Origin of the sequence: Streptomyces sp. ATCC 21386, assembly GCF_018728545.1 — a bacterium.
GTDB lineage: Bacteria > Actinomycetota > Actinomycetes > Streptomycetales > Streptomycetaceae > Streptomyces.
The window spans coordinates 3,179,644-3,204,222 of the sequence record NZ_JAAVVL010000001.1; the positions used below are offsets into that span (position 1 = coordinate 3,179,644).

The 24,579-nt window shown below is 71.6% G+C and carries 21 protein-coding genes and 1 riboswitch; of the genes, 6 read left to right on the forward strand and 15 right to left on the reverse strand.

The features are described from left to right. Positions 1–210: 210 nt before the first annotated feature. The 3 genes from GWK25_RS13880 to aceA form a co-directional block, all read right to left on the reverse strand. Positions 211–1,080, reverse strand: a complete 870-nt coding sequence (locus GWK25_RS13880) for a 3-hydroxybutyryl-CoA dehydrogenase (protein ID WP_215450412.1) — start codon at positions 1,078–1,080, stop codon at positions 211–213. Continuing rightward, positions 1,077–2,669, reverse strand: coding sequence for a malate synthase A (aceB, locus tag GWK25_RS13885; protein ID WP_215450413.1), 1,593 nt, complete (start codon positions 2,667–2,669; stop codon positions 1,077–1,079). Before aceB ends, GWK25_RS13880 begins: the two co-directional genes overlap by 4 nt. 100 nt (positions 2,670–2,769) lie before the next feature. Further along, positions 2,770–4,050, reverse strand: a complete 1,281-nt coding sequence (aceA, locus tag GWK25_RS13890; protein WP_215450415.1) for an isocitrate lyase — start codon at positions 4,048–4,050, stop codon at positions 2,770–2,772. A gap of 383 nt (positions 4,051–4,433) precedes the next feature. Here aceA and GWK25_RS13895 point away from each other — a divergent pair, with 383 nt between their 5' ends. Next, positions 4,434–5,846: a short-chain fatty acyl-CoA regulator family protein gene (locus tag GWK25_RS13895; protein ID WP_215450417.1), complete on the forward strand. Its 1,413-nt coding sequence runs from the start codon at positions 4,434–4,436 to the stop codon at positions 5,844–5,846. Positions 5,847–5,891: 45 nt separating this feature from the next. On the opposite strand, the gene GWK25_RS13900 is transcribed toward GWK25_RS13895, so the two are convergent. Both GWK25_RS13900 and GWK25_RS13905 read right to left on the reverse strand, forming a co-directional pair. After that, a complete protein-coding gene (locus GWK25_RS13900; protein ID WP_215450419.1) occupies positions 5,892–7,427 on the reverse strand; it encodes a PepSY domain-containing protein in 1,536 nt (511 codons plus the stop codon). A gap of 228 nt (positions 7,428–7,655) precedes the next feature. After that, positions 7,656–8,342 (reverse strand): hypothetical protein, encoded by a 687-nt coding sequence (locus GWK25_RS13905; RefSeq protein ID WP_215450421.1) that lies wholly within the window; start codon positions 8,340–8,342, stop codon positions 7,656–7,658. Positions 8,343–8,673: 331 nt separating this feature from the next. On the opposite strand from GWK25_RS13905, the gene GWK25_RS13910 reads away from it, so the two are divergent. After that, positions 8,674–8,898 carry a heavy-metal-associated domain-containing protein gene (locus tag GWK25_RS13910; RefSeq protein ID WP_215450423.1) on the forward strand — a complete coding sequence of 75 codons (225 nt, stop codon included), beginning with the start codon at positions 8,674–8,676 and terminating at the stop codon, positions 8,896–8,898. 211 nt (positions 8,899–9,109) lie between these two features. Here GWK25_RS13910 and GWK25_RS13915 read toward each other — a convergent pair whose 3' ends face one another. From GWK25_RS13915 to GWK25_RS13960, 10 genes are all read right to left on the reverse strand, one after another. Then, a complete protein-coding gene (locus tag GWK25_RS13915; RefSeq protein WP_215450425.1) occupies positions 9,110–10,420 on the reverse strand; it encodes an MFS transporter in 1,311 nt (436 codons plus the stop codon). After that, positions 10,417–12,213: an ABC transporter permease subunit gene (locus GWK25_RS13920; RefSeq protein WP_308404235.1), complete on the reverse strand. Its 1,797-nt coding sequence runs from the start codon at positions 12,211–12,213 to the stop codon at positions 10,417–10,419. Before GWK25_RS13920 ends, GWK25_RS13915 begins: the two co-directional genes overlap by 4 nt. Positions 12,214–12,305: 92 nt before the next feature. Next, on the reverse strand, positions 12,306–13,805 hold the full coding sequence (locus GWK25_RS13925; RefSeq protein ID WP_215450427.1) for an ABC transporter substrate-binding protein: 1,500 nt from the start codon (positions 13,803–13,805) through the stop codon (positions 12,306–12,308). A 254-nt stretch (positions 13,806–14,059) separates the two neighbouring features. Continuing rightward, the gene (locus tag GWK25_RS13930; RefSeq protein ID WP_215450429.1) at positions 14,060–14,878 is read right to left on the reverse strand and encodes an ABC transporter ATP-binding protein; all 819 of its coding nucleotides are present in this window, start codon (positions 14,876–14,878) and stop codon (positions 14,060–14,062) included. Further along, the gene (locus tag GWK25_RS13935) at positions 14,875–15,945 is read right to left on the reverse strand and encodes an iron ABC transporter permease (RefSeq protein WP_215450431.1); all 1,071 of its coding nucleotides are present in this window, start codon (positions 15,943–15,945) and stop codon (positions 14,875–14,877) included. Before GWK25_RS13935 ends, GWK25_RS13930 begins: the two co-directional genes overlap by 4 nt. After that, positions 15,942–17,009 carry an ABC transporter substrate-binding protein gene (locus GWK25_RS13940; protein ID WP_215450433.1) on the reverse strand — a complete coding sequence of 356 codons (1,068 nt, stop codon included), beginning with the start codon at positions 17,007–17,009 and terminating at the stop codon, positions 15,942–15,944. Before GWK25_RS13940 ends, GWK25_RS13935 begins: the two co-directional genes overlap by 4 nt. 12 nt (positions 17,010–17,021) lie before the next feature. Beyond that, positions 17,022–17,229, reverse strand: a riboswitch (cobalamin riboswitch). Between the two features lie 348 nt (positions 17,230–17,577). Continuing rightward, entirely contained in the window at positions 17,578–17,889 is a 312-nt protein-coding gene (locus GWK25_RS13945; RefSeq protein ID WP_215450435.1) for a helix-turn-helix transcriptional regulator, read from the reverse strand. Positions 17,890–17,953: 64 nt separating this feature from the next. After that, a complete protein-coding gene (locus GWK25_RS13950) occupies positions 17,954–18,256 on the reverse strand; it encodes a hypothetical protein (protein WP_215450437.1) in 303 nt (100 codons plus the stop codon). 205 nt (positions 18,257–18,461) lie between these two features. Then, positions 18,462–20,684 carry a cation-translocating P-type ATPase gene (locus GWK25_RS13955; RefSeq protein ID WP_215450439.1) on the reverse strand — a complete coding sequence of 741 codons (2,223 nt, stop codon included), beginning with the start codon at positions 20,682–20,684 and terminating at the stop codon, positions 18,462–18,464. A 46-nt stretch (positions 20,685–20,730) separates the two neighbouring features. After that, positions 20,731–21,042 (reverse strand): DUF1490 family protein, encoded by a 312-nt coding sequence (locus GWK25_RS13960; protein ID WP_215450441.1) that lies wholly within the window; start codon positions 21,040–21,042, stop codon positions 20,731–20,733. Between the two features lie 214 nt (positions 21,043–21,256). On the opposite strand from GWK25_RS13960, the gene GWK25_RS13965 reads away from it, so the two are divergent. The 4 genes from GWK25_RS13965 (at position 21,257) to GWK25_RS13980 (ending at position 24,563) form a co-directional block, all read left to right on the forward strand. Then, a complete protein-coding gene (locus GWK25_RS13965; RefSeq protein WP_215450443.1) occupies positions 21,257–22,195 on the forward strand; it encodes a metal ABC transporter solute-binding protein, Zn/Mn family in 939 nt (312 codons plus the stop codon). 71 nt (positions 22,196–22,266) lie between these two features. Next, positions 22,267–23,073, forward strand: a complete 807-nt coding sequence (locus GWK25_RS13970) for an ATP-binding cassette domain-containing protein (RefSeq protein ID WP_215457367.1) — start codon at positions 22,267–22,269, stop codon at positions 23,071–23,073. Then, entirely contained in the window at positions 23,070–23,951 is an 882-nt protein-coding gene (locus GWK25_RS13975; protein WP_215450446.1) for a metal ABC transporter permease, read from the forward strand. The genes GWK25_RS13970 and GWK25_RS13975 overlap by 4 nt, the downstream gene beginning before the upstream one ends. Positions 23,952–23,990: 39 nt before the next feature. Beyond that, positions 23,991–24,563: a hypothetical protein gene (locus GWK25_RS13980; RefSeq protein ID WP_215450448.1), complete on the forward strand. Its 573-nt coding sequence runs from the start codon at positions 23,991–23,993 to the stop codon at positions 24,561–24,563. The last annotated feature ends 16 nt before the right edge of the window (positions 24,564–24,579 follow it).

The following is a 24,579-nucleotide window of genomic DNA, read 5'->3' on the forward strand; positions in this document are numbered from 1 at the left end:
CGGGGTGTCGCCCGCGGGGCAAGGGAGCGGTCCAGGATCTGGAAGGTGACACGGAGCACGTCGGAGGAGGAGGAGAGGAGGAGGGCGGGAACGACGGCGAGGGGCGGGAAGCGCCGCACTCGCGCTTCCCCGCCCCTTCCCAGTCGCGCCGCGCGGGACCCTCACCCCTCGCGGCGGTGCGGGCCCCTCAGCCCGCGTCGTACCAGGCCCTCAGCCCTGGTCGTAGGTGTGGAAGCCCCGGCCGGTCTTGCGGCCCAGCAGCCCTGCCTCCACCATCCGCTGGAGCAGCGGGGGAGAAGCGTAGAGGGGTTCCTTGAACTCGTCGTAGAGCGACTCGGCGATGAACGCGACGGTGTCCAGGCCGATCAGGTCCGCCAGCTTCAGCGGGCCCATGGGATGGGCGCAGCCGAGCTCCATGCCGGAGTCGATATCGGTGGCGGTGGCGAAGCCGGACTCGGCCATCCGGATCGCCGACAGGAGATACGGGACGAGGAGCGCGTTGACGACGAAGCCCGCCCGGTCCTGGGAACGGATCACCGTCTTGCCGAGGGCCCGGGTCGCGAAGTCCTCCACCGCGACGGTCGTCGCGGCCGACGTGTGCAGCGAGGTCACGACCTCCACCAGGGGCAGTACGGGCACCGGGTTGAAGAAGTGCAGGCCCACGACCCGGTCCGCGCGGCTCGTGGCCATGCCGAGCCGCATGATCGGCAGGGAGGAGGTGTTGGTGGCGAGCACGGCCTCCGGATCCTCGACGATCTTGTCGAGGGCAGCGAAGATCTCGGTCTTGGCGTCGGCGTTCTCGATGACGGCCTCGACGACGAGCTGGCGGTCGGCGAGGTCGTCCAGGCTGCTGGTGAGGACGAGCCGGGCCAGGGCGTCGCCGGCGGCTTCCCGCGTCAGCTTGCCCCGTCGTACGGCACGCTCCAGGGAACCCGCGATCCGGTCGCGGGCGGCGCGGGCCGCGATGGCGTCCGCCTCGCAGACCACGGTGTCGAGCCCCGCCCGTGCGCACACCTCGGCGATGCCTGCGCCCATCTGTCCGCCGCCGACCACGCCGACGCGTCCGATTGCCGCGCTCATGCCTGGGCCTCCGTCCGTCGCACCAGGTGCCGGGTGTAGGCGTCCGGTGTGAAGAACAGCGGCAACTCGCTTGCCAGCGCGGTCCGTTCGAAGAGGGCGCGGATGTCGTCGACGGGCGCCCACGGGTACTCGGCGCCGAGCGCTGCCACCTCGTAGTCGAGGATCTCCTCCACTGTCGCCCGGTCGATGACCCGGTGCCGCAGCCACTGCCAGATCTGCACGCGGGCGATCTCGGCGGTGGCCGCGTCCTCCATCAGGCCGTTGATGGCAACCGCGCCCTGCCCGCGCAGCCAGGCGGCGAAGTAGCGCAGCGCGACGGAGACGTTGGTGCGGATCCCCTCCAGGGTGGGCGGGCCGCTGATCCGGCGCACCGACAGCAGGTCGGCCGGGGTCACCTCGACGTCGTCGCGGGTTCGGTCCAGCTGGTGAGGGCGTTCGCCGAGGACCCCGTCGAAGACCTCGCGGCAGACGGGGACGAGTCCCGGATGGGCGACCCAGGAGCCGTCGAAGCCGTCCTCGGCCTCGCGCTCCTTGTCCAGCCGGACCTTGGCGAGCGCGGCCTCGTTCGCGGCGGGGTCCTTGCCGGGCACGTGGGCGGCCATGCCGCCGATGGCGTGGGCGCCGCGCCGGTGGCAGGTGCGGACGAGGAGTTCTGTGTAGGCCCGCATGAAGGGGGCCGTCATCGTCACCTTCGCCCGGTCGGGGAGGAGGAAGTCGGTGCGGTGGCCGAAGGTCTTGATCAGGCTGAACAGGTAGTCCCAGCGACCGGCGTTGAGCCCCGAGCTGTGCTCACGCAGCTCGTAGAGGATCTCCTCCATCTCGAACGCGGCGGTGATCGTCTCGATGAGAACGGTGGCCCGGATCGTGCCGCGCGGGATACCGAGCAGCTCCTGGGCGAGCACGAAGATGTCGTTCCAGAGGCGGGCCTCGTAGCGGTTCTCCAGCTTGGGGAGGTAGAAGTACGGGCCGTACCCGGCGTCGATCTGACGCTGGGCGCAGTGGAAGAAGTACAGGCCGAAGTCGACGAGGGCGGCGGGCACGGGCCGGCCGTCGTACGTCAGGTGCTCCTCGTCGAGGTGCCAGCCGCGCGGCCGGACCATGATGGTGGCGAGCTGTTCGCCCAGCCGGTACTCCCTCCCCTCGGGCGTGGTGAAGTCGATACGGCGCTCGATGGCGTCGAGCAGGGTGAGCTGGCCGCCGATGACGTTGTCCCAGAGAGGCGCGGTGGCGTCCTCGAAGTCGGCCATCCACACCTTGGCGCCGGAGTTGAGGGCGTTGACGGCCATGCGCCGGTCGGGCGGGCCGGTGATCTCGACGCGCCGGTCGGTCAGACCGGGCGCGGGCGGCGCCACCCGCCAGGTCGGGTCGTCGCGCACAGCGGCCGTGACCATGGGGAAGTCGAGAGGCGAGCCCGATGCCAGTCGCAGTACCTGCCGACGGCGTTCCTTCATCAGGTCCCGCCGACGCGGCTCGAACGCCTCGGCCAGCCGGCCGATGAACTCCAGGGCGGCGGGGGTGAGGATCTCCTCGTGCCGGTGACCGGGGGCGGCGAGGACACGGACGTGGTGGATGAGTGCGGTGGTGGACATCGGGCTCTCCTGAGGGATGGGAGCGGAGGGAGACGGAGACGGTTCGTCCCCCTCCGCTCGGCCGAGGGCCGGCCGGACGGCGGGTGTCCGGCCCGGCGGCCTAGTGGAACTGCTCTTCCTCCGTGGAACCGGCCAGCGCGGTCGTGGAAGAGGCAGGATTGACGGCCGTCGACACCAGGTCGAAGTAGCCCGTGCCGACCTCACGCTGGTGCTTGACGGCGGTGAAGCCGTGGGCCTGCGCGGCGAACTCCCGCTCCTGGAGGTCGACGTAGGCGGTCATGCCGTGCTCGGCGTAGCCGCGGGCCAGGTCGAACATGCCGTGGTTCAGGGAGTGGAACCCGGCCAGCGTGATGAACTGGAACTTGTAGCCCATCGCCCCCAGCTCCCGCTGGAACTTGGCGATCTGGTCGTCGTCCAGCGCGGCCTTCCAGTTGAAGGAGGGCGAGCAGTTGTACGCCAGCATCTGGTCCGGGTACTGGGCGTGGATGGCCTCGGCGAACTCGCGGGCCTGGGCGAGGTCGGGGGTGCCGGTCTCCACCCAGATGAGGTCGGCGTACGGGGCGTAGGCCAGGCCGCGGGCGATGACCGGCGCCATGCCGTTGTGGACCCGGTAGAAGCCCTCCGCCGTCCGCTCACCGGTGACGAACTCGGCGTCGCGCTCGTCGACGTCGCTGGTCAGCAGGTTGGCGGCCAGCGCGTCCGTGCGGGCGATGATCACGGTCGGTGTGTCGGCGATGTCGGCGGCGAGCCGGGCCGCGTTGAGGGTGCGGATGTGCTGGGACGTCGGGACGAGGACCTTGCCGCCGAGGTGGCCGCACTTCTTCTCGGAGGCGAGCTGGTCCTCGTAGTGGATGCCGGCCGCGCCCGCCGCGATCATGCCCTTGGTCAGCTCGAAGGCGTTCAGCGGGCCGCCGAACCCGGCCTCGGCGTCGGCGACGATCGGCGCCAGCCAGTCGGTCGAGCTGTCACCCTCGCTGGTGGCGATCTGGTCGGCGCGCAGGAGGGCGTTGTTGATCCGACGGACCACCTGGGGCACGGAGTTGGCCGGGTACAGGCTCTGGTCGGGGTAGGTGTGCCCGGCCTGGTTGGCGTCGGCGGCGACCTGCCAGCCGGAGAGGTAGATGGCCTGGAGCCCGGCCTTGACCTGCTGCACCGCCTGGCCGCCGGTGAGCGCGCCCAGCGCGTGGATGTAGTCCAGCTCGTGCAGCTGGCGCCACAGCCGCTCGGCGCCGCGCCGGGCCAGGGTGTGTTCCTCACGGACGCTGCCGGAGAGCCGTACGACGTCCTCGGCGCTGTAGGTGCGCTCGATGCCCTGCCACCTCGCGTCGGTGGCCCAGCGCCTGGCCAGTTCCTCGGCCGCCTGCGTCGTCGCTTCTGCCATGACTGTCACCGTTTCCTCGGTCTGTACTGGCTGCCAATCCCGCCGTCCGGATGAACAGAGGTGGCACTGCGTGTCGTCTTGCTGGGATGCGGCCCGCCGTCACCCCGGAGGGCGAAGGTGAGCAACGCTGCCGGCGTGGTGCGCCGCGGATGCCGGGATCTCCGACGTCAGGGCAGTGAATCGTGCCCCGGGTTCCGGGCGGTATCGGCCGGGTCCGGCGGGCCGCACTGAAACTCTGGCATTGGCACTGAGTGCCATCAACCGTGGAACAATGCCAACTTCTGCGAATCTTCTCGCCGCGGATTGCCAACTTTGCGAAGGTCTGAGTGGCGGGTTCGTCCCGTACGCTGACCGGGTCGGGACGCCTGGTGGGAGGAACGCGGGTGAGCAAGACGTACGCGGGTGCGCGGCTGCGGCGGCTGCGTGAGGAGCGCCGTATGAGCCAGGCGGAGCTGGCCCGCGTCCTGGGTATCTCGCCGAGCTATCTGAACCAGATGGAGCACGACTCCCGCCCGCTCACCGTGCCCGTCCTGCTCCGGCTCACGGAGACCTTCGGCGTCGACGCCGCCTTCTTCTCCGAGCGCGACACCGCCCGCCTGGTGGCCGACCTGCGCGAGGCGCTGACCGGGGAGATCGCCGCTTCCCGGGTCTCCCCGTCCGACCTCGCCGAACTGGCCTCGCGGATGCCCGCGGTCGCCCAGGTCCTGCTCGACCTGGGCCGCCGCAACCAGCGGCTGGCCGAGCGACTGGCCGGGGCGGCGGACGGCCGGGGCGCAGAGCGGGAAGCCGCGCCCTCACCGCACGAGGAGATCCGCGACTTCTTCTACCGCCGTCAGAACTACCTCCACGACACCGACCTGGCCGCCGAGCACCTGGCCGAGGAGATCGGTGTCCGGCCCGGCGAGGTGATCGGGGCCCTCACCGCGAGACTTGCCGGGACACACGGGATCCGTCTCGCCGCGGAGTCCGGCGAACGGCTGCACCGCTACGACGACCGAACCCGCACCCTCCACCTGTCCTCGCGGCTGCGGCCCGGTCAGCGCGCCTTCCGCATGGCGACCCAGCTGGCCCTGCTGGAACACGGCGAGGAGCTGGGCCAGCTGGCCGCGGAGGACTTCGAACCCGGCTCGCAGGCTCACGCGCTGGCCCGGATCGGGATCGCCAACTACTTCGCCGCCGCGCTGATCCTGCCGTACACCGTCTTCCACACGGCCGCCGAGGAGGTGCGTTACGACATCGAGCGGCTCACCGACCGCTACGGACTCGGTTACGAGACCGTCTGCCACCGCCTGAGCACTCTCCAGCGGCCCCGGCTGCGCGGGGTGCCCTTCTCGTTCGTCCGGGTCGACCGGGCCGGCAACATGTCCAAGCGGCAGTCCGCGACCGGGTTCCACTTCTCCCGGGCCGGCGGCACCTGCCCCCTGTGGAACGTCTACGAGGCGTTCACCTCACCTGGCAGGATCCACGTCCAGATCGCCGAAATGCCGGACGGGCAAAGGTACTTGTGGACCGCCCGCGCGGTCACCCGGCACCGCGGCGGCTGGGGCGAGCCCGGCAAGACGTACGCCATCGGGCTCGGCTGCGAAATCCGCCACGCCCACCGCCTCGTCTACTCCGACGGGCTCGACCTCGCCAACGCCTCCGCCGCGACTCCGATCGGCATGGGCTGCCGGGTCTGTGAACGCGTGGCCTGCTCCCAGCGGGCCGCGCCACCGCTGGGGCGCCCGCTGCTCATCGACCAGAACAGCAGCACCTTCGTGCCCTATCCGGTCGGGAACGACGGGGCCCGGGGGTAGGCCGAGATCTCGGCCCCCCCACGGACGTCCCGGCCCGACGGAAGGTCAGGCCCCCGCGGTTGAACGAGTGGCGCGCTGCCGCTGGATCAGGCCGAGCGCACCGTCAAGGACGAGGAAGCCCAGCAGGGACCAGCCCAGCAGCGGAACCGCCCAGCCGACGGCGATGGTCAGCGGCACGACCACGGCAAGGGCGGGCCAGGGCAGCTTCCGCCAGGTACCGCGCGCGGGCGGACGGCCCACCCAGGCGCGGCGGTCGGCCCGGGTGGGCCTGCGCTGCCACCACGTGCGGTAGCCGAGCACGATGCCCACGGTCAGGCCGAGGGCGATGACCGCGAGGACGATCTGGTTCGCCAGGCCGAAGAGGGTGCCCATGTGGGCGGCTACACCGAGCGTGCTGAGCTTGGCGAGCGTCGGATGGTCCGCCCAGTCGACACGCGAGGTGACCTCGCCGCTGTGCGGGTCGATGGCCGCCTGGTCCTTGTGGACCGGCCACAGGCCGTCGGTCTGGGCGACGGTCCAAGTGCTTTTGTCGTCGGCGGGTGTGCTGATCTCCACAGGACCGTCGAGGCCCGCGGCACGGGCCTTGTCGAGGATCCGGTCGATGCTCAGCCCTTCCGGCAGGCCGCCCTCCGTGGCGTCTTCGCCGGTGCTCTCGCCGCCCGAGTGGTCGTGTCCCGACGAGCCGGTCCCGGCGGACGCGGTGGTCTCCAACTCGGGCGCGTAGGCGCTCAGCGAGGTCCGCAGGTCGGTGATGCGTTCCCCGGCGTGCGTCGACCAGGTCAGGCCGGTGACGCTGAGGGCCAGCAGGCCGACGGAGATCCACACCCCGGTGACCGCGTGGAAACCGCGACTGCGGCGCACCCCTCGCGCCCCGCGTTCCGGCAGCACGGTGTTCCGCTTCGAGCCGCCCGCGTAGGTGCGGCGGCGGCCGAACCACAGCAGCAGACCGCCCAGGACGAGCACCCACAGCCAGCTCGCGGCGAGTTCGGAGTAGAGCCGGCCCGTCTCGCCGAGGTGAAGGTGGCGGTGCAGGTCGTCCAGCCAGGTCGCCAGCGGAGTCGAACCGAACCACGTGGTCAGGGCGCCGCGTACCTCGGCGGTGTAGGGGTCGACGTAGACCGTGCGCTGCTTGTCCTGCTCGGCGAGTTCGGGAACGGAGAGCACGACCTTGGTGGTGTGGTCCGGCTCGTCGGGCGGAACGACCGAGGCGATGACGCCCTCGGGGTGGGCTGTGCGAGCGGCCACTATCTGCTCGGTCAGCGGCCTGGGCTCGTCACCGACCCGCTCCACCCGCAACTGGTCGCCGTAGACGAGCTGGTCGAGCTGCGGCACGGCGGTGTACGCCAGCCCGGTCAGCGCCGCGACCAGCAGGAACGGGGCGACCAGGATGCCCGCGTAGAAGTGCAGCCGGGTCAGCAGCGGCCACCAGCCGGAACGGGTACGACCGTCGGCGCCGCCGCTCTTCGCCGGTGCCGCGGAGGTCGGCGGGGCATCGGTAGCGGTCTGTGCGGCTGGTGGGCTCGCGTCGGGGGAGCCGGCGGGTGGGTTTTCGTCGGGGGAGGCGTCGGACGTGGTGCTCATGAAAGGGCTCAGCTCCTGGAGTCAGCCCGGCCCTCTGCGGGGAACCGGGTTGCTGTTCACTGCTGGAGGGCTCGTGTGGCCCACCGGCTCCGTCGCGAGGGGCGGGGCCAGTGGTAGCGCACGGTGTGCCCGTGAGAGCCGACGCGTGCGGCTGGGCGAACCCGGGGCGTGCGCGGCGAGAACACCGGCCGGGCGAGAAGTGCGCGGTGCACCCTCGGTTCGGCCGGATCAGCGGGTGAACAGCAGGGGCGGCCCGCGGCGGGCGAGCGTGTGTTCCAGTACTCGGGTGCCGAATGGCACCTCGTGCTCCCCGGCGCCCCACTGGCGCGCCACACGATGGCGGGACAGCACCGCCTGGTGCCGCGCCCACCGCCGTAGCAGGTCCAGGGCGCGGAGCGTGGCCGAGACGGGCGCGCCGAGCAGGCGGCACAGCCGCCACACCACGGCCTCTCCCTGGCGCAGCCACCAGGCGGCACCGAGCCCGGCTACCAGGTGCGCGAGCAGCATGAAGGGGCTTGGATGGGCGGCGTCCAGGGCCATGCCGACCGGCTCAACACCTGTCCCGGTGGCGCCTGTCGCGGACACCGTGGTGTGGTGCTCCGCATGCGGCGAGTGCCCGGCATGTCCACCGTGGTGTGCGGCGGGTGCGGTGCTGGTGCGGGTGGGCCCGGCCAGGGCGAACAGCACGTGCAGCGCGCCCTGCGTGACCGTGACCGCGCCGCCGATCTGGACCAGGGAGCGCTCGCGCCCGGCGAGGCGTCCGGCCGTGACCCCGACAACCGTGCCCCCGACCGCCAGCAGTGCGAGCGGCGGATGATGCCCGGCAGCCATGCCGTGCCCGGTGGCGGCCAGCAGCACGCACACCAGGCTGAACACCGCCACCCGCGAGGCGCGAAGCAGGCCGCGGTCAGCCATCGCTCCTCCTCGCGTGTTCGCCGGGCTGTCCCCGCTTCTTGTCGCACCCATACGTGTGCGACTCCGTGACTGTTCATTTCCGGCCACGGTGATCGTCGACTGCGGTCGGGACGATGCGCGTGTCCGAGCCCGTGCGCCCGCTCACAGTCGGGTGGGGGAGCGGCGCGTGCGGCAAGGGCTGGCAGAGCCTACCGTGACCGAAATTCGCCGCACCAGCCCGCCGGCCGCAGTTCAGAACGCTGGGACGGTGAACGGGGCGCACTCGCCCCGCGTACACCACGGCACGCGATTCCCGCGGTCACCGAGAAGCGGCGAGGACAGGAGCATCCGCATGGCTGAGAAGACCTACACCGTGTCCGGCATGAGCTGCGGCCACTGTGCGGCGAGCATCACCGAGGAGGTCGTCGAGGTCGCAGGGGTGACCCTGGTCGAGGTCGACGTCCCGGCCGGCCGTGTGACCGTGACGGGCGAGGCCCTGGACGACGCTGCCGTACGCGCCGCGATCGTGGAGGCGGGCTACGAGGTGACCGGTGCTGCGTCGGCCATGGCTGCCTGACCGATCGGGTGGGACGCACATCAAGTTCGACATCTGCCTCCTCGAACCCCCGACGCTTGGACGACGCTCTGGCCCTCTGCCGCCCTGCGCCGCACGGTCGGCTTTTGGACCCTGATGCCCCGCGCCCGCGTCGAGCAGTTGGGTCGGCTGGTCCACCACGAAGGAAGGCCCAGCCTCTCCGAGCAGGACTGAGCACCCTGGAACCCCGGCGTCAGCGTGTGGCCGGTCGCCCGGGCGGCAGCAGCGCCACCGCCAGTGCCGGTACGGCGGCGAGGACAAGCCACGGCACGGCGGGCGGGAGGCCGAGGTCGAGGAGGGAGCCGGTGGCCGAGCTGCCGATGAGGACGATCAGGCCGGAGACGGACGACAGCGCGCCGGTGTAGAGGCCGAGGCGGCCCTCGGCGGCCAGGTCGGGCACCCAGGCGCGGGCCGCGGGCACGACCAGCATCTGGCCGAGGGTCAGCAGGACGACGTATGCAGCGCCGGGCAGCAGCCCGGCGAGGCCCGTCCACCCGGCGGGGCGCGCGGCGGCCACGACCGCGAAGCCGGCGGCGATGAGCAACAGCCCGGCAGCCATGGAGCGGCGCAGGTCGAGCCGGTCGCCCGCCCAGCGTGTGACCGGAAGTTGTGCGAAGACGACCAGCAGGGAGGAGAGGGCGAACAGCCAGGACAGGGGCGCCTGGGAGCCCGCCGCGCGCTGTACCTCGTCCGGGAGGGCGAGGTACAGCTGGTTGTAGGCCAGCAGGTAGCTGCCGTAGGCGCAGCACAGGGCGAGGAAGCGGCGGTTGCGCAGCAGTGCGCGCGCCCCGCCGCGCTCCCGGGTGCGGATGCGGCCGGGGATGTGCTGGGGCATCAGCCAGGCGTGCCCGGCGAGGACGAGGACGAAGACTGCGGCTCCGGCGAGGCAGGCGGTGCGGAAGTCCACGGCGAGCAGCAGCGCGCCGAGCAGCGGCCCGACGAAGGCGCCTGCCTGGCCCGCCACGCTGAACAGGGCCAGGACCCGGGTCCGGGAGCCGTGGCCCTCCTCTTCCCAGATGACGGCCTGGCGGGCCGCCTCGGACTCCACGGCCGGGGAGAACAGCGCGGCGGCGAAACCGATCACCAGCACCGCGCCTATCACCGCCCACGTCGCCTCCGCGTACCCCAGCCACGCGAACCCGGCGATGCGCAGGACACAGCCGGCCAGGACGACGGGGCGTACGCCGTACCGGTCGACGAGCCAGCCGCCGACCACGAACAGCCCCTGCTGGCTGAAGGTGCGCAGGCCGAGGACGAAGCCGACCAGCCAGCCCGCCATGCCGATCGCCGTGCCGAGGTGCTCGGCGAGGAACGGCAGTACGGCGTAGAAGCCGATGTTGAAGGCGAGTTGGGTCAGGATCAGCAGCCGCAGCAGCGGTGACAGGTCCTTCCAGAGCTTCCAGGTCCGCTCGCGCGGGGCTCTGGGCGTCCCGTCCTCGGGCGTCCCGTCCTTGGAGGTCCGGGCTGTTCGGCGGGTCAGGGCACGGGAGATGAGATGCGTCATGGCGTTTCTGTGGGGGAGGCGGGCACGGGGGTCAGCAGGGGGGCCGGGTGGTTCGGCTGCCGCTCCGGCTCGGGCCCGGCACTCACCGCGTCGCCGGGTGTTCCGGCCGGGTCTGCCGGCCGCTTCCGTCGCCGGGGCAGGCGTATGCCGCCCGCGGCGGTCACCGCGAGAGCCCCCAGCAGGGCGAGGACGGCGGCGGGGAAGAGGACCGCCCAGGGGGCGCGTTCGGCGTACGGCTGGTTCTCGGCGAGCAGCAGGCCCCACTCGGGGGAGGGCGGCTGGGAGCCGAGGCCGAGGAACCCGAGGGCGGCCAGGGACAGGGCGATGCCGGGCAGCCGGAGCAGGGCGTGCCGGGTGACCGGGGGCAGGATGGCCGGCAGCAGCTCGTGCCAGAGGAGGTACCAGGGTCCGGCGCCGAGGGCCCGGGTGGCGGTGAGGTGGGTGGTGGCGCGCTCCTGTTGGAGGAGGGCGGAGGTGTGGGTGGCCAGCGGGGACCAGGCGACGATGGCCACCGCGAGTGCCGGGGTCCACGGGCCGCTGCCCGCGATGCCGGTGACGAGGAGACCGGCGAGTACGGGGGGTACGGCGTTGACCGTGTCGACGAGCGGGGCGGACAGCCGGGGCAGCAGTCCCAGCAGTACGCCGGCCACGAGTGCGGCGACGCTCACCGCGAGAGCGATGGCGAGGGTGTTCAGCGCCCCGTGCGCGATGCGGGCCAGCAGGTCGCGGCCGAGGGCGTCGGTGCCGAACGGATGCGCGGCGGACGGAGCCTGGAGCTTGGCGCCGGTGTTCAGGGCGAGCGGGTCGCGGGGCAGGCCGAGGGCGATGACGCCGATGAGCAGTGCCCCGTACAGCAGGGGCAGGACCCGGGGCGCGGGTGGGGTGGGCCGGTGCAGGGAGTGCAGGGCGCCGTCGCGCAGCGCGGGTCCGATCAGCCACCGTGCCGTGAGCCGGGCGAGGATGCCGGCGGCAGCAGCGAGGAGCACCAGGGCGAGCGTGCCGGTCTGCAGCACGGGCAGGTCCTGGGCGAGAGCGGCCCGCAGGGTGAGCCGGCCGAGCCCGGGGATGTCGAAGATCTGCTCGATGGCGACCGATCCGCCGGTGAGGCCGACGACGAACAGGCCCAGGTTGGGCAGGAGCCCGGGCACACACCGCCGTAGCGCCTGTCGGGCCACGGACTTCGGGGGTACGCCGCGTGCGGCGGCGGCCAGTGCCCAGGGTTCGGCGAACGCGCCGGGCAGCATGTCGTCCAGCATCCGCCCCAGCACGGCCCCGGCGGGCAGGCCGAGGGCGAGCGAGGGCAGCACCATCCACTGCGGGCCGTACCAGCCGAGCGCCGGAAGCCAGCCCAGCTGTACGCCGATCACGGAGGCCAGCACGGAGGCGAGGAGGAACTCGGGCAGCGCGGCCAGTACGGCCGTGGCGGTGCCGCCGGGCGTGCGGTCACCGAGGCGTCTCCGCGAGCCGAGCCACAGCGTGCGGGCGCACACCGCGGCGGCCGTGGCCACGGCGACGGCGAGAGCCCCGGCCATCAGCAGCAGGGACACCGCGAGGGCCTGCACTGCGGCGGGCAGCACGTCGGTGCCGGAGACCCAGGAGGTGCCCGCGTCCCCGCGCAGCAGCCCACCGAGCCAGCGCCCGAGCAGCGGCAACGGGCCGTCACCAAGGCCGAGTTGGTCCCGGATGGCCCGCAGCGTCTCGGGCGTCGGGTCACGCTCGGCCGACCGGGCTCTGAGCACGGTCAGCGCGGGGTCTGTGCGGGACAGCCAGGGCAGCAGGCCGATCCCGCACACCAGGGCGGCCGTGAGCGCGGCCCGCCACAGCAGCGCGGGGCCGCCGCCGCGCGCGAAGGCGCGCAGGGCGGCCGAGCGGTGGGAAACGGTCTTCAGCGCCGGGTCCCCGTCCCGATGAGGGCGCGCTCGTACGGGTCGAGCAGCGGGCCCTGTACGGACTTGGCGATGCCCGTGACCAGCTTCAGATGCACCAGCGGGATCACCGCGTCGGTGCCGAGGATGGCGGCCTCCGCCTTCAGCGCGGCGTCCTGCCGCTTGGCGGTGTCGGACTCGGCCTGGGCGGCGGCGACCAGCTTGTCGACGTTCTTGTCGCACAGGAACGACAGGTTGTTGGAGCCGTCGCAGGTGTAGTCGCTGCCCAGGACGGTGACCGGGTCGCCGGTGTCCAGCATCATGTTGCGGCCGTAGACGACGGCGTCGAACTTCCCGGCCATCATGTCGCCTTCGAGGCGTGTGTAGGTACGCACCTCCAGCTTCACCTTGAAACCGGCCTTCTGCAGCTGCTGTTGCAGCACCTGGGCCACCTCCGGCATCTCGGGCCGGTCGGTGTAGGTGGCGATGGTGATGCTCTTGCCCTTGGGGTCGGTCGCCTTCACCCGCCCGGTCGGCTCGGTCCGCTTGCCGGCCGCCCAGGGCAGGGCCGGCCCGTAGAGGCCCTGGGCGGGCACGGCGTACCCCTCGTAGGCGCCCTTGGCGATGGCCGAGGTGTCGATCGCCTCGCGTGCGGCGGCCCGCAGTCCCGCGTCCGTGAAGGCGCCGGACTTGGTGTTGAGGTACAGGCTGGTGTTGCGGGCGGTGTTGACCTCGTGGACGGTGCCCTTGTCCAAGGAGGCGACCTGGGCGACGGGGAGGGACTCGGCGATGTCGACATCACCGGTGCGCAGGGCGTTGGCGCGCGCGGTGCCGTCCGAGACGAACTTCGCGTCGATGCCGGACGCCTGGGCGCGTCCGCCCCAGTAGTCGTCGTACCGGTCCAGGGTGGCCGTCGTGTCACCCGTGGTCTTGGTGAGTTCGAAGGGGCCGGTGGCGGTGCCGACCACGTTCACCGTGCCGTTCTTCTTGTACGCCTTGGGTGCGAACACCGCGAGGGACGGGTTGGACAGCCGCAGCGGCAGTATGGGGTCGGCTTCGGCGGTGCTGACACGGACCTGCTTCCCGCCGACGGCCTCGGCGGTGAGCTTCACACCGGAGAGGGCGGAGGGGGCCGGGTCGGCCTTGCCGACGGCGGTGAGAGCGGCGGCGACGGCCTTCGCGGTGACGGCCTCGCCGTCCTGGAACTTCGCCTCCTGCAGGGTGAACACCCAGCTCTTGGCGCCGCTCTCGCTGCTCCACGACTCGGCGAGCGCGGGGGCCGCGGTGCCGTTGGCGTCCAGCTTGGTCAGCCCCTCGGTGACGCCCAGCCGGGCAAGGAGCATGGCGTCCTGCCCGAACGGCGAGTAGTTCTCGACGGGAGCGAAGGGGAGGGCGACGCGCAGGCGTGCGCCGTCGGCGGAGCCCGAGGACGACGAGTCGTCGCCGGAGGAGGCGAAACAGCCGGAGAGCAGCGGCGTGAGCAGCAGGCCGGCTATCAGCCGAGGGCGGGAAATTCTCATGGTCCTCGTCGTTCTGTGTGCTGGGTCGTTCGGTGTGCTGGTCCTGTGCGGTCTTCCCAGGTTCGGCACCGAACGCGAAGTATATGAATATCGTTTTCGTTTGAACAAGAGGGGTCTCGCAGCGCAGGACGCCGCTCCCGCCGCAGGGCCCGCCGGGCGAGTGCGGACACGTGTGGAGATGCACCGACCGGTAACCGCCGTCCGCCTTCGCGAAGTCCGGCAGCCCATCCACCATTTGGCGGGCGCCAGGACCGTCACTTCCCGGCGGCCGTCCCCAGGAAGCGGATGTGCGGCCGGTCGCCGGACCCGGGACGGGTCACCGTCGCCCGTACCCCGTAGACGTCGGCGATCAGGGACTCGGTGAGGGTCGCGGCCGGGGTGCCGGCGGCCACCACCCGTCCGTCCCGCAGGACGACGACCTGGTCGCAGTACATGGCGGCCAGGTTGAGGTCGTGCAGGGCGACGACGCTGGTGACGGGCAGTTCGGCGACGAGGTGCAGCAGGTCGAGCTGGTGGTGGATGTCGAGGTGGTTGGTCGGTTCGTCCAGCAGCAGTTCCCGGGGTTCCTGGGCGAGGGCGCGGGCGATCTGCACGCGCTGGCGTTCGCCGCCGGAGAGCGTGTGCCAGGGCTGGTCGGCGCGGTCGGTCAGGCCGGTGCGCTCCAGGGCGGTGCGTACGGCGTTCTCGTCCGCCTCCGTCGCGGGTGTCCAGGCGCGGCGGTGCGGGATGCGGCCGAGGCGTACGACGTCGAGGACGGTCAACTCGACGAGGGTGTCGGCCTGTTGCTCGACGACCGCCACGCGCCGGGCCACGGGGCGGCGGCCCCAGTCGGGCAGGGGGCGTCCGTCGAGGGTGACGACCCCGGAGGTGGGGGCGAGGACGCCGGACAGCAACCGCAGGAAGGTGGACTTCCCGGAGCCGTTGGGGCCGAGCAGTCCGGTCACGGAGCCGGGGCGGGGGGCGACGCTGACACCGTCGAGGATCAGCCGCCCGTCGATGGAGCGGCTGACGCGGTCGGTGGCGAGGGTGGACGACCGCGCCGCGACCGCCTTCTCATCCGTACCGGAGGTCATCGCGTCCTCCTCGTGCTCGTGCGGTACAGGACCAGGACGAATGCCGGGACGCCGACGAGCGAGGTCACCACGCCCACCGGTACCTCCTGGGGGTCGAGGACGGTACGGGCCAGGGTGTCGGCCCACACCAGAAAAACCGCCCCGGCCAGGGCGGTGACCGGCAGCAGGCGGCCGTGTCCGGGGCCCACGAGGGCGCGTGCGGCGTGTGGCAGGACGAGCCCGACGAAGCCGATCGCGCCCGCCGCGCCGACCAGAGCGGCCGTCAGCAGCGCGGTCACGCACAGCAGCGCCAGCCGGGTTCGGGCGACCGCGACACCTAGGGTGGCCGCCGCGTCCTGGCCGAAGGCGAAAGCGTCCAGTGTGCGCGCGTACCCGAGACACACCACCAGCCCGAGTGCCAGGACGGCCAGGCAGAGCCATACCTCGCTCCAGCCGGCCCCGCTGAGCGACCCGAGCAGCCAGAACAGCACGCCCCGGGTGGTCTCCGCGTCGGCGGCCGTCATCACCACGAACGAGGTCAGCGCGGAGAACAGCTGCATGGCGGCCACCCCGGACAGCACCACCCGGTCCGTGGTCCCGCCCAGGGTGTGACTGAGCAGCAGCACGAGCGCGAACGAGCCGAGCGCGCCCACGAACGCGCCCCCGGAGATGGACAGGACACCGCCTCCGGCACCGAGGACGACCACGACGACGGCGCCGGTCGACGCTCCGGAGGAGACCCCGAGGACGAACGGGTCGGCGAGCGGGTTGCGCAGCAGCGACTGCATCACCGCCCCGCACACGGCGAGGCCGGCGCCGCACACCGCGGCGAGCAGGGTGCGCGGCAGCCGCAGGTTCCACACGATGCCGTCCCGGATCGGGGACAACTCCGTCGTGCCCCATCCCAGATGGGAGGCGACCGCGGACCAGACGTCGCCGACGCCGATGTCCGCCGGGCCGATGGTGACGGCCACGGCGACGGACACCGCGAGCACCGCCAGCCCGGCGCCCAGGCCGGCCGCGGTCCGCAGGGTCCCCACGGCGGCCCGCGGGGACCGGGCCGCGGGCTTGCGCAGAGCGGTGGTCATCCGCCGAGTCCGTACGCGCGCAGCGCGGCGGCGACCTTCTCGACTCCCTCGACGGTGCGGATCGTGGGGTTCATGGCCTGTCCGCTGAGCAGCACGTACCGCTTCTTCTTCACCGCGTCCATGTTCCGGGTCGCCGGGTTGGACTCCAGGAACGCGATCTTCTTCGCGGCGGTCTCCGCGGTCTGCGACTTACGGGTGAGGTCGCCGATGACCAGCACGCCGGGGTTGCGGTCGGCGACGGTCTCCCAGTTGATCTGGGGCCACTCCTGCTCACTGTCGTCGAAGACGTTCTTCGCGCCGAGCGTGTTCGTGATGATGCCGGGTGCGCCGCAGCAGCCCGCCATGTAGGGGGACTCCTGATTGGCGAACCAGTACAGGATCGTGGTGTCCTCGGCGTCGATCCCGGAGGTGGCCTTGGCAACCCGGTCCTTCAGCTCCGTGACCAGCTTCTCGCCGCGCTCCTCCACCCCGAAGATCCGGGCCAGTTCACGCACCTCGCGATAGACGGTGTCCATGGCCAGCGGCTTCGTCCGTGAGCCGTCACCGTCGCCGCTGTTGTCCTTGCCCTCGCAGTCGGCCGGCGAGAGATACGTCGGCACTCCGAGTTCCTCGAAGCTCTCGCGCGGGGCAACCCCGCCCTTGCTCAGGGTGGAGGCGAAGGAGGACGCGACGAAGTCCGGCTCGGCGTCCAGGACCTTCTCGAACGACGGGGCGTTGTCGGCGAGCCGGGGCACCTTCGCGTTGGCCTTCTCCAGCCCCTTCATGACCGGGTCGGTCCAGGTGGCGGTGCCCACCATCCGGTCGGCAAGCCCGAGGGAGAGCATGATCTCGGAGGTGCCCTGGTTCAGGGACACCGCCCGCTTCGGCGGGGCCTTGACCGTCACCTTCTCCCCGCAGTTGTCGAGCGTGACGGCCCGGGCACCGGCTTCGGCGGACTTCCCGGACCCGTCGGACGACGAGCCCGAGCCGCAGGCGGACAGCAACAGCGCCCCGGTCAGGAGCAGAAGGGAACAGCGGGCGGGACGTGACAGCGGCACAGTGACTTCCTGGGCGTCGGGGCCCATGCGCGGGGCCCGTTCGGACGGTCGGCTGCCAGCAGGTCTTCGGACTCGGGATCATTCCGACGGGGCACCTTCCCAGACCCGGCCATCACCGGGTCCAGTGGCTGTCGCCCCGCCCGTCACCCTCACCGCTGCGCGTCAGTTCCGGACTCCCACCGGATTCCCTGACCCGTGCACGCGGACGTCCGTGTGCACGAGTGCGACTGGCGCCCGGAAGTTACCATGACCTTACCTGCTTCCGCCGCAGTGCCTGCGGTACTCCCGGTCGCCGGGCATCGGACCGCGCAGGACGCACGCGGTTTCCGTGGAACAGCGGCGTGGGGGCGTAATCCATGGCAGGCCTGACTTCCGGAGGCCGGAGGCCGGTGGCGCAGCGCCCCAGCGCCCCGACGCAAGGGCCGTGGCCTGGGTGATCCGCCGGCGTAAGAGACTCAGTCGAGCGGGGGGCGGCATGTGCGTGTGTGTCGGCGGGTACGTCGGAGAACTCAGCGCCCCTTCTTGCCCAGGTACCGAGGGCCGCCCGGCGGGAAGCCGGGCGGCCCTCAAGATGTTGCCGCGTCTGGACGTGGCCCTACTCCTGTGCGTGCCGAATGGCGTCCAGCACGATGTGTGCCACATGGTCGTCGGTCAGGCGGTAGCGCGTCTCGCGGGCCTCGCGCCGGGCGGTGACGATCCGGGAGGTGCGCAGCACCCTCAGGTGCTGGGAGACCAAAGGCTGGCTGACGCCGAGGGCGGTCACCAGCTCGTGGACGTACTTCCCGCCGTCGGCCAGCTCGCGGACGATGCCCAGCCGGACGGGCGACGCCAGTGCGCGCAGCAGGTCGCTCGCGGCCTGCAGGGTCTGCAGCGGCTCGTCCGCCGGGGGAGGGGAAGCCATTGTCATATGCAGACATTAGCATATGGCAACGATTTCCAGTGCGGCGGTTGGCCGCTCGGGGTGCGAGCTGTCAGTGGTCGTCCCAGTGTCCTTCGTGGGCCGCGTGACGGTGACCGTCGTGCACGTAGTCGGTGTGGTCCTCGTGCGGAACGGCGACGTGGCCGCAGCCCTCGCCGTGCTGGTGGTCGTGGCCGTCGTGCACGGCGTGGCCGGTCTCCGCGCACTCGTCGACGTGGTCCCCGTGGACCCGGTGGACGTGGCCCTCGTGCGCGTAGTCGGTGTGGTCCCCGTGCGGGAAGGCGACGTGGCCGCAGCCTGCGCCGTGGGTGTGTGCGTGGTCGTCGTGGGTGCGGTGCTCGGTTGCGGTGGCCATGGAGTGCTCCTTGTGCGTGGTTGTGCGCCCGCGGCTCTCGCCGCGGTCAGTGCATGGCGACATTAACATATAGCGATTGCTGCATGTGTTAGCGGTTCGGTGGTGGAGTGCTGGTCAACTCCGGGCGCCGAGGCTCGAGCCCGATGCGGGCGGCGAACAGCTGCGGCCACGCTCTGGGTTCGAAGAGGGCTGACGGGAATCCGCGTCAGCGCACTCGCCGCTCCTCGAGCGGTGCGGCACGCAACCGTCCGGCCGTGTCGCTCGGCAGGTGGGGTGTGTGGCCCACCAGGCGGGCGGAGTTGGCGACCACGGCGATGCTGCTGGTGTTGTGCAGCAGGGCGGCGAGGACGGGGTTGATGGAGCCGCCCGCGCCCGCGATGAGGCCGGCGAGGTTCACGCCGATGGACAGGGTGTAGTTCTGGCGTACGACGCGCAGGGTGTGCCGGCTGAGTTCGACCACGGCGGCGACCTGGCGCAGGTCGTTTCCGGCGAGGGCGATGTCGGCGGTCTCCAGGGCGACGTGGGAGGAGTGGGCGCCCATGACGATGCCGACGTCGGCGAGTGCCAGCGCGGGCGCGTCGTTGGTGCCGTCACCGACCATCGCCACGCTGTGCCCGTCTGTCTGGAGGTCGCGGATCAGCTGGAGTTTGGCCTCGGGCAGGGCGTGGGCGTGGACCTCGGTGATGCCGAGGGTGTCGGCCACGGCCTGGGCGGTCTCGGGTGCGTCGCCGGTCAGCAGCACGATGCGGGTCACGCCGAGGTCGGTGAGCTGGCGGACGACGGTGTCGGCTCCGCCGCGTACCGCGTCGGACAGGCCGAGCATGCCGATCAGTCTGTCGTCGTGGGCGAGGCAGATGACGGTCTCACCGCCCGCGCGCAGTCGGCTGGTCCATTCCTGGGCGACGTCGGAGAGTTCCAGGCCGTGGCGGCGCAGCAGGGCGGGGCTGCCCACCAGCAGGCGGCTGCCGTCGAGTTCGGCGCGTACGCCCATGCCGAGGACGACCTCGCAGGCTTGGTGGATGGGGATGTGCAGGTGCTGTTCCTCGGTGCGTCGGACGATGGCCTGGGCGAGGGGGTGGCGGGCGTGCAGTTCGCCGGAGGCCGCGAGGCTGAGGACCTCGTCGGCGGTGACCGTCTCGTCAAGGGTGACCACGCTGGTGACCAGGGGGCGGCCGAGGGTGAGGGTGCCGGTCTTGTCGAAGACGACGGCGGTGACGCGGCCGATTCCTTCGAGGTGGGTGCCGCCCTTGATGAGGGTGCCGCGGCGGGCGCCGTTGCCGATGGCCGCGCTGATCGCCGTCGGGGTGGCCAGGCCCGCGGCGCAGGGGCAGGCGATCAGCAGCATGGTCATCGCCCGCCTGGCGTCCCGGGTCAGCACGTACGTGATCCCGGCGAGGACGAAGGAGACGGGCACGAAGCGGCGGGTGAAGGCGGTGGCGACGGTCTGGATCGGGGCCCGGTCGGCCTGCGCCTCCTCGACCCGGGTGATGATCCGCCCGACGACCGTGTCCTGTCCGACCGAGGTGGCCCGGACGGTCAGGGAGCCGTGGGTGACCAGGGTGCCCGCGTAGACCTCGCCGCCGGGCTGGACGTACACCGGGAGCGCCTCGCCGGTGATCGCCGCCTGGTCCACCAGCGCCTCGCCGGACTCGGCGGTGCCGTCGACGGGGATGCGGTGGTGTTCGTACACCGCTACGACATCCCCGGTCCTGACCTCCGCGAGATCAACCTCTACCTCGACGCCGTCGCGGACCAGCCAGACCCGCTCCTCGCCGACGGAGAGCAGTTCCTCGATGGCGCGCCGGGTCCGCCGCAGCGTGATGGCCTGCAGGAACTCGCCGATGTTGAGCAGCCACAGCACCATGAGCGCGACCACGTTCTCGCGCAGCACGAGTGAGATCACGGTCGCTGTCGTGACGAGCAGATCGGTGCCGACGTGGCGTCTGCCGCCGAGGGTGCGGGCCGCACCGCGGAAGAACGGTAGTCCGGTGAAGACGGTGACCGCGCCGAGGAGCCCGGCCGAGCCGCCCGGGGTCCACGGGGGGCGGCCGAGCAGCCGCCGTACGCCCACCAAGGCGAGCACCGCGCCGCCGACCACCAGCCGCGCGACCTCTCCCGTGGAGGAGTCGGGCACGGACCGGCTCGCACGGGCGGGCACGCCCGGCGGCGGCGCCTCGTCCAGAGCGGCGACCAGTCGGTCCACATCGACCAGGTCCGGCTGCACCCAGACGATCACGGCACCGGTACGGGGGAAGATCCGCAGCGCCCGGAAGCCCGGCAGGTCGGTGAACCGCTCGTCGACGATCCCGGCGCAGCCGGGCCGCGCCCGCAACCACGGAACCATCAGCCGGACGCGGCCCGCGGCGGCGGACCGCACTACGACACCGGAGTCGGCGCCGGGCGAGGGAAGGTCCCCGGATGCGGACATGACGATCGCCTCTCAGCGCTCGTGTTCAATCAGCGTCACTGACCGGTCAGTGCTCGTGATCGTGGTCGTGCCCCTCGACACCGACCGCCGAGGGAGGCGCCGCCTCCTCGCCGAGCTGCTCCCGGGCCTCCGCCAGCAGATCCCCCGCCTTCAGGCGGGCCTCCTCGGCGGCCTCGCCGAGTCGCCGCCCGGTCGTGATGCCACCGGCGATACCGCTGACCAGAAGCCTGCGGGCTGCCGGTTTCGCTTTGGGCGCGGCCTTGGCGGCGCCCCGCAGCACCAGTACACCGGCGGTTCCGGACAGGGCGTAGTGCGCGATGCGGCCCACGACCGCACCTGCGAGAGCGGCGGGATGCATCGTGGTCTCCTTCCGCGGAACGGATTCAGCCGTCTTCGACGCGGTAGGTCAATTGTCGCCCCATGGCCGACATATCGCATCAGTCGCATCTCAGGACGGAATCGCATGTGAAGCGTAGACTTTTCGGTAATGAATGCCATGTTGTATCGCTGAAAGATGGTCTTGACGCTCGTTTCCACCTGGCGGATACGTCACCGTGTCGCGGAGGAATCCCATGCGTGTGTCCTCGTCCCGTGGTCTGGCGTTCGTAGCCGGCGTATCCCTGATCCTCCTTGTCGGCTGTGGCAGTTCGTCCGACGCCGCTGATGACGGCGACGCCCCGCAGAGTCCCGCCGCCTCGTCCGCCGTCGAGGTTGTGGCGTCGACGAACGTCTACGGCGACATCGCCGAGCGGATAGGCGGCGGGAAGGCGGAGGTCACTTCGATCATCAGTGATCCCGACCAGGACCCGCACTCCTACGAGGCCAACACACAGAACCAGTTGGCACTGTCCAAGGCGAAGGTCGTCATCGAGAACGGCGGCGGCTACGACGACTTCATCGACCGCATGCTCGAGAGCGGCGACAACTCGTCCGCCGAGGTGATCAACGCGGTCAAGGTCTCCGGGAAGACCGCCCCGGAGGGCGGGGAACTCAACGAGCACGTCTGGTACGACTTCCCGACCGTGGCCAGGCTCGCCGACCGCATAGCGGCAGCCCTGGGCAGGGCGGCACCCGGCGACGCCGCCACCTTCACGAAGAACGCCGAGACCTTCAAGGCGAAGCTCAAGCCGCTGGAGGCGAAGGAAGCGCAGATCAAGGCCGACCACGGCGGTGAGCCGGTGGCCATCACCGAGCCCGTACCGCTGTACATGACCGAAGCGAGCGGACTGGTCGACAAGACCCCGGAGGAATTCAGCGAGGCCATCGAGGAAGGCGACGACGTCTCCCCGAGGACCCTGCAGGAGACGCTGGCACTGTTCACCGGCAAGCAGGTGGAAGCGCTGGTCTACAACGACCAGACCACCGGCCCGCAGACTGAGAAAGTCGAGCAGGCGGCACAGGCCGCCGGGATCCCCGTCGTACCCGTGACCGAGACTCTGCCCGAGGGCAAGGACTACGTCGGCTGGATGACGGCCAATGTCGACGCGCTCGCGAGCGCACTGGGCAAGTGAGGGCGAGCGCTGTGGTGTCGTTGCCCCGTGCCCGAGAGGTCAGGATCGACGATCCTGGCGCCGGCGCGGCGGTGATCAGCCTGCGGGGAGCGGCCCTGTCGTACGGCGACCGTGTGCTGTGGCAGGAGATGGACCTCGACGTGTGGCCCGGGGAGTTCCTGGCGGTGCTCGGCCCGAACGGGTCGGGCAAGACCAGCCTTGTACGGGCCCTCCTGGGCCAACGGCAATTGTCCGCAGGCACGTTGACGGTCCTGGGCCACCCGCCCGGCAACGGGAGCCGGCACATCGGCTACGTCCCGCAGCAGGCGACGCTCTCCGCCCACGCGATGCTGCGTGCCCGGGACCTGGTCCGCTTCGGCATTGACGGGCACGGCTTCGGGCCCCGGTGGCGCACGCGCGCAGTGCGCCGCCGAGTGGACGAAGTCCTCGACTCGGTGGGGGCCGCCGCGTATGCGGACGTCCCGGTCGGCCTGCTCTCCGGCGGCGAACGGCAGCGGGTACGCATCGCGCAGGCCCTGGCGACCGATCCCCGCATCCTGCTGTGCGACGAGCCCCTGCTCTCCCTCGATCCGCACCACCAGCAGGCGGTCACCGAACTCGTTGACGCTCGCCGCCGTTCCCACGGCGCGGCGGTGGTCTTCGTGACCCACGAGATCAACCCGGTGCTGGGCATGGTGGACCGCGTGCTGTACCTCGCCCGTGGTGGCTACCGGGTTGGCACCCCCGACGAGGTGCTGACCTCCGAGTCGCTCTCGCAGCTGTACGGCACACAGGTCGACGTCATCCGCGTCCGGGGCCGCATCACTGTCGTGGGCGTACCGGATGAGGCGACGGCACCGGCACATCACCATGAACTACCCGGCGGAGTACGGCCATGACGATCGCCGACGGTGTCTGGCAGCAGATCTTCAACTTCGACAACTACGGCGAACTGCTCGACCTGGTCCGCAACTCCCTCGTCGCCGGCGCCGCACTCGGCGTGATCGGCGGCATGGTGGGAGTGTTCGTCATCATGCGGGACCTGCCGTTCGCGGTGCACGGGATCAGCGAGCTGTCGTTCGCGGGCGCCTCGGCCGCGCTGCTGCTGGGCGTGAACATCGTGGCGGGTTCGATCGTCGGCTCGCTGATCGCGGCCGGGGCGATCGGGCTGCTCGGTTCACGTGCCAGGGACCGCAACTCGGTGATCGGCACGCTCATGCCGTTCGGTCTGGGCCTGGGTGTGCTCTTCCTCGCCCTGTACGAGGGCCGGGCGGCGAACAAGTTCGGCATCCTCACCGGACAGATCGTCGCTGTCGACACCCCGCAGATGTCGTGGTTGCTCGGCACGTCGGCGGTGGTGCTTGTGGCGCTGGCGGTGATGTGGCGGCCGCTCGCCTTCGCCAGTGCCGACCCGGATGTGGCCGAGGCGCGGGGTGTGCCGGTGCGGGCGCTGTCGTTCGGCTTCATGCTCGTGCTGGGACTCGCGGTGGCGTTGTCCGTGCAGATCGTCGGAGCGCTGCTGGTCCTCAGCCTGCTCGTCACGCCCGCGGCCGCCGCGGCACGGATCACGGCCTCGCCGGTGCTGCTGCCCGTGCTGAGCGTGGTGTTCGCGGTGGTCTCCATCGAGGGCGGGATCCTGCTCGCCCTGGGCAGCTCCATCCCCATCAGCCCGTACGTCACCACGATCTCGTTCGCGATCTACATCGGGTGCCGGGTGGCGGGTACATACCGGACTCGGCAGTGGGGGGTCCGGAGAACAGTCCCCGGACTCGGCTGACGATCAGCGTCGCGGACCGACTCGTTCACCGGCGCGATCGTGCTCAGCTTCGTCTGCCGCGTCGTCAGCTTCGGTGTGCTGCCGTATCTGATCCTGTGGCTGTCCGGGATGCTGGGCTACAGCCCGCTGGGCACCGGGCTGCGGCTGCTGGCGATGACGGCCTTCATCATGCTGGTCGCCCCCTTCAGCGGGCTGTTCCTGAAGCTGATGCCGACGCGCGGTGTCATGGCACTCGGCACCGGCATCACCGCGGTCGGGCTGCTGACCATGGCACGGGTCGGCCCCGACGACTCCTGGCTGGTGATGCTGCCCGGCCTGGTGCTGCTCCGTATCGGCGGGGCGATCGCTTTCCCGCCGCTGACCTCGACGACGCGCGGCTCGCCGCCCTGCGGGTCCCGGAGGGGATGCGGCAGCAGGTCCGGGACGCCGTGGCAGCCGGGCAGTTCGGCTCGCTCGAACGCGCCCTGCCAGCCAGCGCACGCGAACCGGTCCTGGACGCGGCCCGCTCCGCGCTCACCGGCGGCCTGGCGACCATCTGCGTCGCGGCGGCCGTGGTCATCCTGCTCGCCGCGCTCGCTTCCTGGACCCTCATCCGCGACCGGGATCAGCTGACCGTGAAGGAGGCGGC

Coding starts and splice junctions, on each gene's coding strand:
- GWK25_RS13900 (WP_215450419.1), bottom strand. CDS start 7,427: ATGAGCACCACGTCCGACGCCTCCCCCGACGAAAACCCACCCGCCGGC.
- GWK25_RS13965 (WP_215450443.1), top strand. CDS start 21,257: ATGCGTGTGTCCTCGTCCCGTGGTCTGGCGTTCGTAGCCGGCGTATCC.
- GWK25_RS13975 (WP_215450446.1), top strand. CDS start 23,070: ATGACGATCGCCGACGGTGTCTGGCAGCAGATCTTCAACTTCGACAAC.
- GWK25_RS13935 (WP_215450431.1), bottom strand. CDS start 15,945: ATGACCACCGCTCTGCGCAAGCCCGCGGCCCGGTCCCCGCGGGCCGCC.
- GWK25_RS13960 (WP_215450441.1), bottom strand. CDS start 21,042: ATGCATCCCGCCGCTCTCGCAGGTGCGGTCGTGGGCCGCATCGCGCAC.
- aceA (WP_215450415.1), bottom strand. CDS start 4,050: ATGGCAGAAGCGACGACGCAGGCGGCCGAGGAACTGGCCAGGCGCTGG.
- aceB (WP_215450413.1), bottom strand. CDS start 2,669: ATGTCCACCACCGCACTCATCCACCACGTCCGTGTCCTCGCCGCCCCC.
- GWK25_RS13880 (WP_215450412.1), bottom strand. CDS start 1,080: ATGAGCGCGGCAATCGGACGCGTCGGCGTGGTCGGCGGCGGACAGATG.
- GWK25_RS13910 (WP_215450423.1), top strand. CDS start 8,674: ATGGCTGAGAAGACCTACACCGTGTCCGGCATGAGCTGCGGCCACTGT.
- GWK25_RS13940 (WP_215450433.1), bottom strand. CDS start 17,009: ATGGGCCCCGACGCCCAGGAAGTCACTGTGCCGCTGTCACGTCCCGCC.
- GWK25_RS13930 (WP_215450429.1), bottom strand. CDS start 14,878: ATGACCTCCGGTACGGATGAGAAGGCGGTCGCGGCGCGGTCGTCCACC.
- GWK25_RS13925 (WP_215450427.1), bottom strand. CDS start 13,805: ATGAGAATTTCCCGCCCTCGGCTGATAGCCGGCCTGCTGCTCACGCCG.
- GWK25_RS13950 (WP_215450437.1), bottom strand. CDS start 18,256: ATGGCCACCGCAACCGAGCACCGCACCCACGACGACCACGCACACACC.
- GWK25_RS13915 (WP_215450425.1), bottom strand. CDS start 10,420: ATGACGCATCTCATCTCCCGTGCCCTGACCCGCCGAACAGCCCGGACC.
- GWK25_RS13905 (WP_215450421.1), bottom strand. CDS start 8,342: ATGGCTGACCGCGGCCTGCTTCGCGCCTCGCGGGTGGCGGTGTTCAGC.
- GWK25_RS13955 (WP_215450439.1), bottom strand. CDS start 20,684: ATGTCCGCATCCGGGGACCTTCCCTCGCCCGGCGCCGACTCCGGTGTC.
- GWK25_RS13945 (WP_215450435.1), bottom strand. CDS start 17,889: ATGACAATGGCTTCCCCTCCCCCGGCGGACGAGCCGCTGCAGACCCTG.